The following is an 11,910-nucleotide window of genomic DNA, read 5'->3' as shown; positions in this document are numbered from 1 at the left end:
TCTTTTTCATGGTTATTGCCCATAATCCAAATAATACCCCTACACAAACCTCTAACATGTGACATTCTATCTAACATATATTAGAGTAATTAGTTCATGTGTTCCCCCATAAACATTTTACTCATACAAAAGCTTGGCAATAAGCTATGTTTTTAACATTCTTTTCAGGAAAATAATTAAAAGGATTCAAATAATACTAAAAAATCGGTATAATGGTTGTAAGTACGATTACAAGGAGGAAAGTTCATGGATAAAGTAAAAAGATGGCAAAAGCATTATCCTGAAGAAATTCCTACACGTATAACTTATGACAAAAAGCCGTTGCAACAGTTTCTAGAAGAAAGTGAAAAGCACTATCGGAATAAACCAGCGCTATATTTCATGGGAAAAACGTTATCGTTTTCTGAAATTTTAAGCCAAGCGAAAAAACTGGCAACTTATTTGCAAGCATTGGGTCTGGAGAAAGATGATCGAGTAGCGATTATGCTCCCCAACTGTCCTCAAGCAGTAATTGGTTATTATGGCACGTTAATGGCTGGCGGTATTGTCGTTCAGACGAACCCTTTATACACGGAGCGAGAATTGGAATATCAATTAACCGATTCAGGTTCGAAATATATCATTTGCCTCGATATTTTGCTGCCTCGCATAACTAATGTAAAGGACAGTACGCACTTGGAGCATGTCATTGTTACCGGGATTAAAGATTACTTGCCTTTTCCTAAAAATATTATTTATCCATTTATTCAAAAACGACAGTATAATATGGTTGTAAAAGTCGAAGAAAATGATCAAACACATGCATGGTTAAGCTTACTGCAAAATTCAACCGAAGACTATACAAAAATGGAAGTTAATCCTTGTACAGATATTGCTCTTCTTCAATATACAGGTGGAACGACTGGATTACCGAAAGGTGCCATGCTTACTCATTATAATTTAGTGGCAAATGTTCAAATGTGTCAGTCGTGGCTTTATAAAACAGTAGAAGGAAAGGAAGTTATATTAGGTGTCTTGCCTTTTTTCCATGTATATGGAATGACAACCGTGATGAATCTGTCAATTATGTCAGGTGGTAAAATGGTGTTGCTTCCTAAATTTGAACCGGAACAAGTGTTGAAAATGATTCATAAACAAAACGTAACATTATTCCCTGGGGCCCCTACTATTTATATTAGTTTATTAAACCACCCGGATCTGCAGAAATATGACCTGTCATCTGTAGAAGCATGCATTAGTGGATCTGCTCCTTTACCGGTAGAAATACAGGAGCAATTTGAAGAGGTAACGGGAGGCCGATTAGTAGAAGGATACGGATTAACAGAAACTTCTCCTGTGACTCATGCCAACTTTTTATGGTCAAAGAGAATAAGTGGAAGTATTGGCGTACCGTGGCCGGATACTGATGCAAAAATTGTAAAACCCGGAACGTTGGAGGAAGTGACTGTAGGTGAAGTAGGAGAAGTCGCCATTCACGGTCCTCAAGTTATGAAAGGGTACTGGAATAATGAAAAAGATACTACGGCGGTTTTAAAAGAAGGATGGTTATTAACGGGAGATATGGGACGAATGGATGAAGATGGATATTTTTATATTGTAGATCGTAAATCAGACATGATTATTGCTGGGGGGTATAATATATATCCGCGAGAAGTGGAAGAAGTGTTGTACGAACATGAGGGAATTCAAGAAGCATCAGTGGCAGGTGTTCCGGATTCCTACCGTGGCGAAACCGTTATGGCATTTATCGTTTTAAAAGCTGGTTATAAATTAACAGAATCCGAACTGAATACGTATTGCAGACAGCATTTAGCCGCATATAAAGCGCCACGAATTTATGATTTTAGGGATGAATTGCCTAAAACAGCGGTCGGAAAGATTCTTAGAAGGGAATTAATCAAAGAATATAAAAATAAAGCAGAAGAAGTCCAAGCAAATGAAATCTAACAAATAGCAGTTTGACACGTTTTATAACACGTTCTACAATATTTAATATGAATGATTGATCATTCATATTTTAAGACTGCAGGATAAGGAGATCTGAATGAAAAAACACAGACCTAAATATAAACAAATCATAGAAGCAGCAGTGGAAGTAATTGCCGAAAATGGTTATCACGCTTCTCAAGTTTCCAAAATAGCGCAAAGTGCAGGGGTGGCGGACGGCACAATTTATTTATACTTTAAAAACAAAGAAGATATATTAATCTCTTTGTTCAAAGAATACATGGGCCAATTTATTGAAAAGATTGAGAAGAGTATAGATCAAAAACAAAATGCAAGCGATAAACTATTTACATTAATTGAGATGCACTTCGATCAGCTCGCTGATAATCATCATCTTGCCACGGTTACGCAATTGGAGTTAAGGCAGTCAAAAATTGACCTGCGCATCGAAATAAACAATGTTTTAAAGCCTTATTTACAAGTAATTGATTCAATTGTTCAGGAAGGAATTGAAGAAGGTACGTTCCGGGAAGATATTAGCCGTTACGTTATAAGACAAATGGTATTTGGGACATTGGATGAGACTGTTACAACATGGGTCATGAAAGAGCGACGGTATAATCTCGTTGCACAGGCTGCAGAAGTGCATCAATTAATTACCGACGGTTTATTCGATAATAACAAAACTTAATAAATGTTCTTTACTAGGGAAGCAAATGTCAGCAGTTCAATTGTTAAAGTATTTATTCGTGTCGATGGCAGCTTATTCATCGTAATATTGCACTCCTTATTATTTAAGAGACCCATCGGCACGATTCTATTACAATGCCCCAACCATTCATAGAAATACAGTGAATTATAAGCAGCATATGATATTATTACGAGAAATAAAGAATAAATAGTGCCACCTGATTCTAAACTCTGTTAACATTAAACTATAAGAAACGAATATAGGAGGATACTTAAAATGGATAAGATAGCTTATGATGTAAAAGAGGAAATGGCAATTTTGAGTTTGAATAATCCAACGGCAAATGCGTTATCAAGTTACATATTTAATCACCTCTCTTCGTTATTGGACAAAATCGAACAAAATTCACAAATTAAAGTCGTGATTATTAAGGGAGAAGGCCGATTCTTTTCCGCTGGAGCAGATATTAAAGAATTTACATCTTTACAACAATCGTCTCAATTCAAGGAAATGGCTGAACAAACACAAGAATTGTTTAATCGCATTGAGCACTTTCATATTCCGGTTATTGCAGCCATTCACGGTGCGGCGCTTGGAGGTGGATTGGAGCTTGCGATGGCTTGCCACATACGATATGTTGCAGAATCGGCAAAACTAGGAATGCCTGAAACAACGTTAGGCATAATACCGGGGTTTGCTGGAACGCAGCGCTTGCCACGAATAGTTGGAACAGCTAAAGCATATGAAATGATCTTAACTGGAGAGCCTATTAGTGGAAAAGAAGCATATACATACGGATTGGCTAATCACGTTGTAGGTGATGATGAATTGATGGAAAAAACAATGGAACTTGCCGAAAAAATTGCAGGGAAGAGTATGCTGTCAATCGAAAAGGTGATGGAGCTCATTCCGTATACGCAATCTGAAAAGTTCCGAGAAGGTGTCAAAGCAGAAGCGGATGCTTTTGGTAGTATTTTTGCTTCAGAAGGCGCCAAAGAGGGTGTGCAGGCTTTTATGGAAAAACGGAAACCGAACTTTAAAAACAAATAAATTTTTAAGGAGGAAGAACATTTTGAATATATACGTCTTATTAAAACAAACATTTGACACCGAAGAGAAAATTATTATTACAGATGGTCAAATAGAAGATGATGGTGCTGAATTTATTATTAATCCCTACGATGAATATGCTGTTGAAGAAGCAATTACGCAAAGAGATGCACACGACGGTGAAGTTACCGTTGTTACAGTTGGTGGGGAAGATTCGGAGAAACAGCTACGTACTGCACTAGCGATGGGGGTAGACAAGGCAGTTCTTATAAATACAGAAGACGATCTGGAAGATGGTGATGCATTTACAACCGCTCAAATATTGGAAGCTTATTTTGAAGATAAGGAAGCAGATTTAATTTTAGCCGGCAACGTGGCGATTGATGAAGCAAGTGGTCAAGTGGGACCAAGGCTGGCGACACAGCTTAATATCCCATGCGTAACGACTATAGTGGATTTACATATTGAAGATAGAACAGTTTATATCGACAAGGATGTTGAAGGCGACATTGAAAAAATAGAAACAACGCTACCTGTACTTGTCACATGTCAACAGGGATTGAATGAACCAAGATATCCGTCCTTACCGGGAATTATGAAGGCAAAGAAGAAGCCGTTGGAAGAGCTGGAATTGGATGATTTGGACTTAGATGAGGACGAGATAGAACCGAAAACAAAAACGACCGAAATATTTTTACCACCTGAAAAAGAGGCCGGCAAAGTACTTGAAGGCGATGTAGCAGCTCAAGTACAACAACTTGTGTCTTTGCTTAAAAATGAAGCAAAAGTGCTTTAAATCCACGCTAATGAAAGGAGACTTTTGATGAGTGATAAAATAGTTATACTTGCAGAAACAAAAGATAATCAATTGCGTAATGTTACTTTTGAAGCGATCGGAGCTGCAAAACAAGTAAAGCCAGATGGAGAAACTGTCGGGATTGTTTGCGGGAGTGGCGATATGGAGAACCAAGCACAGGAAATGATATATTATGGCGCTGATCGTGTTATTACAGTAAGTAACGAAAAATTGGAAAACTATACGTCAGAAGGATATACACAAGCCATTATGGAGATCATTGAAGAAGAATCACCATCCGGAATCGTAATGGGACATACAGCAATCGGTAAAGATTTGACCCCGAAAATTGCCAGCAAACTCGGTGCCGGTTTAGTTTCGGATGTAACAGAAATACGTTTAGAAAATGAACAACTAAGCTTCACGCGACCGATATATTCGGGTAAAGCCTTTGAAAGGAAAACTATAACGAGTGACATCCTGTTTTTTACGATCCGTCCAAATAATATACCAATGCTTGAGCGAGATGAATCACGGACCGGGGATATTCAGCCGAAAGATATTGAGATTTCCGATCTACGCACGATTATTAAAGAAGTAATCCGTAAAACAAGTGAAGGGGTAGACATGTCGGAAGCAAGCGTTGTCGTCGCTGGTGGCCGTGGGGTGAAAAGTGAAGAAGGCTTCGAACCACTTTATGAACTTGCGGAAGTGCTCGGAGGAGCTGTCGGCGCTTCTAGAGGGGCATGTGATGCAGGTTATTGTGATTACTCCTTGCAAATTGGCCAGACTGGAAAAGTTATTACACCGGATTTATACATTGCTTGTGGCATTTCGGGAGCGATTCAGCATCTGGCAGGGATGTCGAACTCGAAAGTAATTGTAGCGATAAACAAAGATGCAGATTCAAATATATTCAACATTGCTGACTATGGCATTGTCGGCGATATTTTTGAAGTTATTCCTTTATTAATAGAGGAAATCAAAAAAATAAGGCAGTAAAGCCAGTGTTGTCAAAGAACAATTTGCATAAGCAAAGTATTAGCAAGGTAATACTAACGATGATATAATCATTACAGATTACATGAAAGATTGGAGGAATTTACAATGGCAATAGTAGATGTATCAGATCAGGATTTTACAAAGGAAACTTCCGAAGGCCTTGTATTAGCTGATTTTTGGGCACCTTGGTGTGGACCATGTAAAATGATAGCACCCGTATTAGAAGAAATTGATGGTGATATGAGTGATCAAGTAAAGATCGTTAAACTAAATGTGGACGATAACCAAGAAACTGCTGGTCAATATGGCGTTATGAGTATTCCAACTCTATTATTAATGAAAGATGGAAATGTCGTAGATCAAGTAGTTGGTTTTCAGCCGAAAGAAGCACTTGTTGAATTAATTAACAAACATGCATAAGGTTGAGCGAATATAAAATATGTTGACTTATTAATCCCTTGTTACGCTTAAGTGACAAGGGATTATCTATAATAATGGTTACCTGCTCATTAATAGTAAAGAGGAAGAATACGATGAACTCAATAATTAAAGAGAAAATAGCCATTTTGCCGATGAAACCCGGATGCTATTTAATGAAAGACAAGCATCAGACAATTATTTATGTAGGCAAATCCAAAGCACTAAGAAATAGAGTAAGATCTTATTTTACAGGTGCACATGACAAGAAAACACAGCGCCTTGTATTGGAAATTGTTGACTTTGAATATATAGTTACGAATTCAGAAATTGATGCGCTTGTTTTGGAAATGAATTTAATTAAAAAGTATGATCCAAAATACAACGTGATGTTAAAGGACGATAAATCATATCCATATTTAAAAATAACTGCGGAACGGCACCCACGTCTTTTAATTACGAGAAAGGTCAAAAAAGATAGAGCAAAATATTTTGGTCCTTATACAAACGTAATTGCAGCCAGGGAAACAAAGAAATTACTTGACCGACTTTATCCGCTGAGAAAATGTAAAAATCCTCCCGGCAGGTATTGTTTGTACTATCATATGGATCAATGCCTGGCTTGCAGGAAAGAACCTGTTCCAAAGGAAATCTATAATCAGATCGTACAAAACATATCCACCTTTTTACATGGTGGTTATAAAAAAATAAAAACAGAATTAAAAGACAAAATGGCTGAAGCAAGCGAACAGTTGAACTTTGAGCGAGCAAAAGAACTTCGGGATCAAATTAATCACATCGAAGCGGTCATGGAAAAACAAAAAGTAACATTGAATGAACAAGTAGATATTGATATATTTGGATACAGCTTCAACAAGGGCTGGATGTGTATCCAAGTGTTTTTTATTCGCCAAGGTAAATTGATTGAGCGTGATGTGTCGATAACTCCGTTTTTTGGCGATGCAAAGGAAGCTTTTACTAGCTATATCGCACAGTTTTATTTACACCAAAACCATTTAAAACCGAAACAAATCTTATTGCCGATAGGGACAAATGCCAGCTTATTAAAAGAATTTTTGCAAATAGATGTGCATACACCATTTCGTGGACAAAAAAAGGAATTGGTTGAACTAGCTGTAAATAATGCGGAAATTTCTTTGGACGAAAAGTTCGCTTTAATTGAACGAGACGAGGAACGGACGATAATGGCTGTAGAGGAATTAGGAAAACAGCTGAACATCGAAACACCACTCCGTATTGAAGCATTTGACAACTCAAATATTCAAGGGACAGATCCTGTATCTGCGATGGTGGTTTTTATTGATGGACGTGCAAAAAAGAGTGATTATCGAAAATTTAAAATACAGAATGTCGAAGGTCCGGATGATTATGAAACGATGCGCATTGTTATACGACGAAGGTACACCCGGGTTTTAAAAGAACGGTTGCCTCTGCCAGATTTAATTATCGTTGATGGTGGTAAAGGACAAATGAGTGCTGCAAGAGATATATTGGAAAATGAACTTGGGCTAGATATACCATTATGTGGTCTTGTAAAAGATGATAAGCACAAAACAGGAGAATTATTGTATGGAGATCCTCCACTTCCTGTTCCGTTAGAAAGAAGATCCCAAGTATTTTATCTTGTACAACGCATTCAAGAGGAAGTACACCGATTCGCCATTTCCTTTCATCGTCAATTAAGAAGTAAAGGGCTAATCCAATCAGAGCTCGATCACATAGAGGGTGTTGGTGAGAAGCGCAGAAATTTACTTTTAAGCCATTTTCAGACAATGGAGAAAATTAAAGGAGCGTCAATAGAGGATATTACGGTACTCGGTATACCAAAAAATATCGCAGAAAAAATAAAAATGCATTTAAATAAAGAATAATGGATGGATGAAGAATCATAAAATCGTTATGATTCTTCTATTTAGCCTAGAATATTTAATTGTTTTTATGAGAAGATTATTTGAAATTGTACGAGGTGAAGACTTTGATTGACTTCTTCTCTACATTCACAGCTTCTTTCAGTAATCATTTCCATTGCTTCCGCCAAAAAGCCGGCTTCCAACCGGAACTCAGTACTAATCGGTGATTTAATGCGTTGTACAATAGAATCAGACATAAGTTGAAAATTTAAATACTTCTTCTTTTCTTTAACTAGTTCCAGTCTTCCCCATCCTAATCTGTTATAGATGTCTGCAACATCTTCCAATGTATGGAGCTCCATCTTTCTCGCCAGATTCCTGCCCATAAAATATAAAAGTGTATGTGCTTCCGAACCTAACAAATCGGGCAAACTTATGTACCGCAAGACATCATACCCGGCTCCAGTTGTTTTAATTGAGTCAAGCAATGATATGGAATAGAGTTCTTCTTGTTTTGGCATGAGTGTCATCTCCTTCAAAAGGTTTCAAGGGTCATTGTTATAGTATTATATCATAGTTCATTATTTACATATGAATGGATTGTACAAGTCATGCATAAATTTTAATAAATCTATTCATACTTGACACAATAAAATTAAGTCCTTTTCTTGACGCTTTATTCAGATAGAAGTACAATAAATGTGTCACAATCAGTACATTTTAAGAAATGAATCGGGTTGTTTAATTTATTTAGCATCTCGGAAAGCACACCATCTTTTAATGGTTGTGCAATTACACACAACATTCTATATTAAAGGAGGGAGTTACGCACATGGATCATCGTGAATATTTTTACAGAAGATTACATTCACTGTTGGGTGTTATTCCTATCGGGATCTTTGTTGTTCAGCATTTAGTGGTGAACCATTTTGCCGTTTATGGTGAGGAAAGTTTTAACAAAGCAGCCAATTTTATGGCCAATCTTCCGTTTGTGCTTGCATTGGAAACCTTTGTAATTTATTTGCCTATTTTGTTTCATGCAATTTTAGGTGTTTATATTGTGTTTGTAACTCGGAACAATCCAAAAAGTTATGGTTATTTCCGTAACTGGATGTTTTTATTGCAACGAGTTACAGGAATTATAACACTTATTTTTATTGCATGGCACGTATGGGAAACACGCATCCAAATTGGCTTGGGGAATGAGGAGTTAAACTATAGCCTGATGGAAAACATTCTAACGAATCCTGTTATGTTCTGGTTTTATATTGTTGGGATTATTTCTACTGTATTTCATTTAGCCAATGGGCTGTGGAGTTTTGCCGTCACGTGGGGAATTGCACAATCACCACGTTCACAACAAATTGTTACATATTTAACAGTGCTCGTATTTCTTGTAGTTAGTTATATTGGTGTAAGAACTATTATCCAATTCGGATTAGGCGTTTAATTTCTTGTTATTTAGAGGAGGGAGTATCTATTATGAGTAAACGTAAAGTCGCTGTAGTAGGTGGCGGACTTGCTGGCCTAATGGCGACGATCAAAGCTGCTGAAGCAGGGGTCAGTGTAGACTTGTTCTCAATTGTTCCTGTAAAACGCTCTCACTCTGTATGTGCCCAAGGTGGTATAAATGGTGCCGTAAATACAAAAGGTGAAGGGGATTCACCGGATATTCACTTTGATGATACCGTATACGGTGGCGATTTTCTAGCAAACCAGCCTCCAGTAAAAGCAATGTGTGATGCAGCTCCAAGCATTATTCATATGTTGGACCGGATGGGAGTAATGTTTAACCGTACCCCGGAAGGATTGTTGGATTTTCGTCGTTTTGGAGGGACACAGCACCATCGAACAGCATATGCGGGAGCAACAACAGGTCAACAGTTATTGTACGCACTAGATGAACAAGTGCGACGTTATGAAGTTGAAGGGTTAGTAACAAAGTATGAAAACTGGGAATTTCTTGGTACAGTGATTGATGAAAAAGGAATTAGTAGAGGGATTGTCGCACAGGATATAAAAAGTCATGAAATTAAATCGTTTCCATCTGATGCTACAATTATGGCTACAGGTGGACCGGGTATTATATTCGGAAAATCGACAAACTCTATGATCAATACGGGTTCGGCAGCAAGTATCTTGTATCAGCAAGGTGTTAAATACGCGAACGGAGAATTTATTCAAATTCATCCGACAGCAATTCCGGGTGACGATAAATTACGCCTTATGAGCGAATCTGCCCGAGGTGAAGGCGGTCGCGTCTGGACATATAAAGACGGAGAGCCATGGTATTTCCTAGAGGAGAAATATCCAGCCTATGGAAACCTTGTACCTCGCGATATAGCAACACGTGAAATTTTTGATGTTTGTGTGAATCAAAAACTTGGCATTAACGGTGAGAACATGGTTTATCTGGATCTTTCTCATAAAGATCCGAAAGAACTGGATATTAAACTAGGCGGTATAATCGAAATTTATGAAAAATTCGTTGGAGAAGATCCGCGTAAAGTTCCAATGAAAATTTTCCCGGCTGTTCATTATTCTATGGGCGGCATGTGGGTTGACAACGATCAGATGACGAATATTCCAGGCGTTTTTGCTGCGGGCGAATGTGATTATTCCCAGCATGGCGGTAATCGTCTAGGGGCGAACTCCTTGTTATCAGCCATTTATGGCGGTATGGTTGCCGGGCCTAATGCTATTAAGTATATAGATGGCTTGGATCAGCATGCAGAAGACTTACCTTCTGATCTTTTTAAAGAGCGAGAATCAGAAGAAAAAGAAAAATTCGAAGCAATGATGAATATGGCAGGCGAAGAAAATGCTTATCAAATTCATAAAGAGCTCGGTGAATGGATGACAGATAATGTGACTGTTGTTCGTGACAATGAACGATTGCTCAAAACAGATGAAAAGCTGCAAGAGTTGTTAAATCGCTGGGAAAACATCAACATTAATGATACATCCCGCTGGAGCAATCAGGGAGTAATGTTTACCCGCCAACTGAAAAATATGATTCATTTGGCACGTGTTATAACGCTTGGCGCATATAATCGTAATGAAAGTCGCGGCGCACATTACAAACCTGAATTTCCGGATCGTAATGATGAAGAGTGGCTTAAAACAACGATAGCAACTTTTGATCCTGAAAAACAAAGTCCTGTATTTACCTATGAGGAAGTAGATACATCATTAATCCCGCCAAGGTCTCGGGACTATTCTAAAACTAGTGAAGGGAGTAAATCGTAATGGCTGAAGCAAAAACGGTTACTTTTATAATAACTCGTCAAGACGGCCCGGATTCTGCTCCTTATGAGGAAACATTTCATGTACCATATCGTCCAAACATGAACGTTATATCGGGTCTTATGGAAATTCAACAAAATCCGGTTAATGCAAAAGGGGAAAATACATCACCTGTTCAATGGGACATGAACTGTCTTGAAGAAGTGTGCGGTGCTTGTTCTATGGTTATTAATGGTACTGCACGGCAATCGTGTGCAGCATTGGTAGATCAATTGGAACAACCAGTCCGATTGGCACCAATGGACACTTTTCCAGTTGTCCGTGACTTAATTGTCGATCGTGAACGTATGTTTGATGCACTCAAGCAAATTAAAGCATGGGTACCAATTGATGGCACGCATGATCTAGGACCGGGTCCGCGGATGCCTGAGAAAAAGCGTCAATGGGCATATGAGTTGTCTAAGTGTATGACCTGTGGCGTGTGCTTGGAAGCGTGCCCGAATGTAAATGATAAGAATGACTTTTTTGGACCAGCTGCTATATCCCAAGCTCGTTTATTTAATGCCCATCCAACTGGGGAAATGAACAAAAGCGAACGATTGGATGGTCTAATGGAGGAAGGCGGTCTTGTCGGTTGCGGTAACGCACAAAACTGTGTGCAGGTTTGCCCGAAAGGAATTCCGTTAACTACTTCTATCGCAGCAATGAACCGGGCAACTACGGTTCAATCGTTCAAAAATTTCTTCGGAAGCGATAATGCACATTAATTATCTTATGAATAGCAATTATTCATTTTAACAAGAACCTTGTCGATTGCGGCAAGGTTTTTTGTTTGCCCTTTATCATTTTCAATGATAAAACCGACTTTCAAAAATGAAAGCCGGTTTTTA

The 11,910-nt window shown here is 38.2% G+C and carries 11 protein-coding genes; 10 read left to right on the top strand and 1 reads right to left on the bottom strand.

Going from position 1 to position 11,910, the window contains the following annotated elements; genetic code table 11:
- Nucleotides 1–246 precede the first annotated feature (246 nt).
- The 7 genes from ACLIBG_RS12910 to uvrC all read left to right on the top strand — a co-directional run bounded on the left by ACLIBG_RS12910 (nucleotide 247) and on the right by uvrC (nucleotide 7,795).
- Nucleotides 247–1,947 carry a long-chain-fatty-acid--CoA ligase gene (locus ACLIBG_RS12910; protein WP_439313180.1) on the top strand — a complete coding sequence of 567 codons (1,701 nt, stop codon included), beginning with the start codon at nucleotides 247–249 and terminating at the stop codon, nucleotides 1,945–1,947.
- A gap of 97 nt (nucleotides 1,948–2,044) precedes the next feature.
- Entirely contained in the window at nucleotides 2,045–2,638 is a 594-nt protein-coding gene (locus ACLIBG_RS12905) for a TetR/AcrR family transcriptional regulator (RefSeq protein WP_439313179.1), read from the top strand.
- Between the two features lie 276 nt (nucleotides 2,639–2,914).
- Nucleotides 2,915–3,688: an enoyl-CoA hydratase gene (locus ACLIBG_RS12900; protein ID WP_439313178.1), complete on the top strand. Its 774-nt coding sequence runs from the start codon at nucleotides 2,915–2,917 to the stop codon at nucleotides 3,686–3,688.
- A gap of 22 nt (nucleotides 3,689–3,710) precedes the next feature.
- A complete protein-coding gene (locus ACLIBG_RS12895; protein WP_439313177.1) occupies nucleotides 3,711–4,484 on the top strand; it encodes an electron transfer flavoprotein subunit beta/FixA family protein in 774 nt (257 codons plus the stop codon).
- 27 nt (nucleotides 4,485–4,511) lie between these two features.
- On the top strand, nucleotides 4,512–5,486 hold the full coding sequence (locus ACLIBG_RS12890) for an electron transfer flavoprotein subunit alpha/FixB family protein (RefSeq protein ID WP_439313176.1): 975 nt from the start codon (nucleotides 4,512–4,514) through the stop codon (nucleotides 5,484–5,486).
- A 90-nt stretch (nucleotides 5,487–5,576) separates the two neighbouring features.
- The gene (gene trxA, locus ACLIBG_RS12885; protein WP_439313175.1) at nucleotides 5,577–5,906 is read left to right on the top strand and encodes a thioredoxin; all 330 of its coding nucleotides are present in this window, start codon (nucleotides 5,577–5,579) and stop codon (nucleotides 5,904–5,906) included.
- A gap of 113 nt (nucleotides 5,907–6,019) precedes the next feature.
- Nucleotides 6,020–7,795, top strand: a complete 1,776-nt coding sequence (uvrC, locus tag ACLIBG_RS12880; RefSeq protein WP_439313174.1) for an excinuclease ABC subunit UvrC — start codon at nucleotides 6,020–6,022, stop codon at nucleotides 7,793–7,795.
- A 65-nt stretch (nucleotides 7,796–7,860) separates the two neighbouring features.
- Here uvrC and ACLIBG_RS12875 read toward each other — a convergent pair whose 3' ends face one another.
- Nucleotides 7,861–8,295, bottom strand: coding sequence for a DUF2507 domain-containing protein (locus ACLIBG_RS12875; RefSeq protein ID WP_439313173.1), 435 nt, complete (start codon nucleotides 8,293–8,295; stop codon nucleotides 7,861–7,863).
- A gap of 311 nt (nucleotides 8,296–8,606) precedes the next feature.
- Between ACLIBG_RS12875 and ACLIBG_RS12870 the strand changes: the two genes are divergently transcribed.
- Genes ACLIBG_RS12870 through sdhB form a run of 3 tightly spaced genes read left to right on the top strand, consistent with a single transcriptional unit; the run spans nucleotide 8,607 to nucleotide 11,787 of the window.
- On the top strand, nucleotides 8,607–9,224 hold the full coding sequence (locus ACLIBG_RS12870) for a succinate dehydrogenase cytochrome b558 subunit (protein ID WP_439313172.1): 618 nt from the start codon (nucleotides 8,607–8,609) through the stop codon (nucleotides 9,222–9,224).
- A 32-nt stretch (nucleotides 9,225–9,256) separates the two neighbouring features.
- Nucleotides 9,257–11,023 carry a succinate dehydrogenase flavoprotein subunit gene (gene sdhA / locus ACLIBG_RS12865; protein ID WP_439313171.1) on the top strand — a complete coding sequence of 589 codons (1,767 nt, stop codon included), beginning with the start codon at nucleotides 9,257–9,259 and terminating at the stop codon, nucleotides 11,021–11,023.
- The gene (gene sdhB / locus ACLIBG_RS12860) at nucleotides 11,023–11,787 is read left to right on the top strand and encodes a succinate dehydrogenase iron-sulfur subunit (protein WP_439313170.1); all 765 of its coding nucleotides are present in this window, start codon (nucleotides 11,023–11,025) and stop codon (nucleotides 11,785–11,787) included. Before sdhA ends, sdhB begins: the two co-directional genes overlap by 1 nt.
- Nucleotides 11,788–11,910 lie beyond the last annotated feature (123 nt).

This window comes from Virgibacillus sp. W0181 (assembly GCF_051846915.1).
GTDB lineage: Bacteria > Bacillota > Bacilli > Bacillales > Amphibacillaceae > JBPYCR01.
The sequence above is the reverse complement of the archived record's forward strand: the minus strand, read 5'-3'. Positions and strand labels throughout refer to the sequence as shown.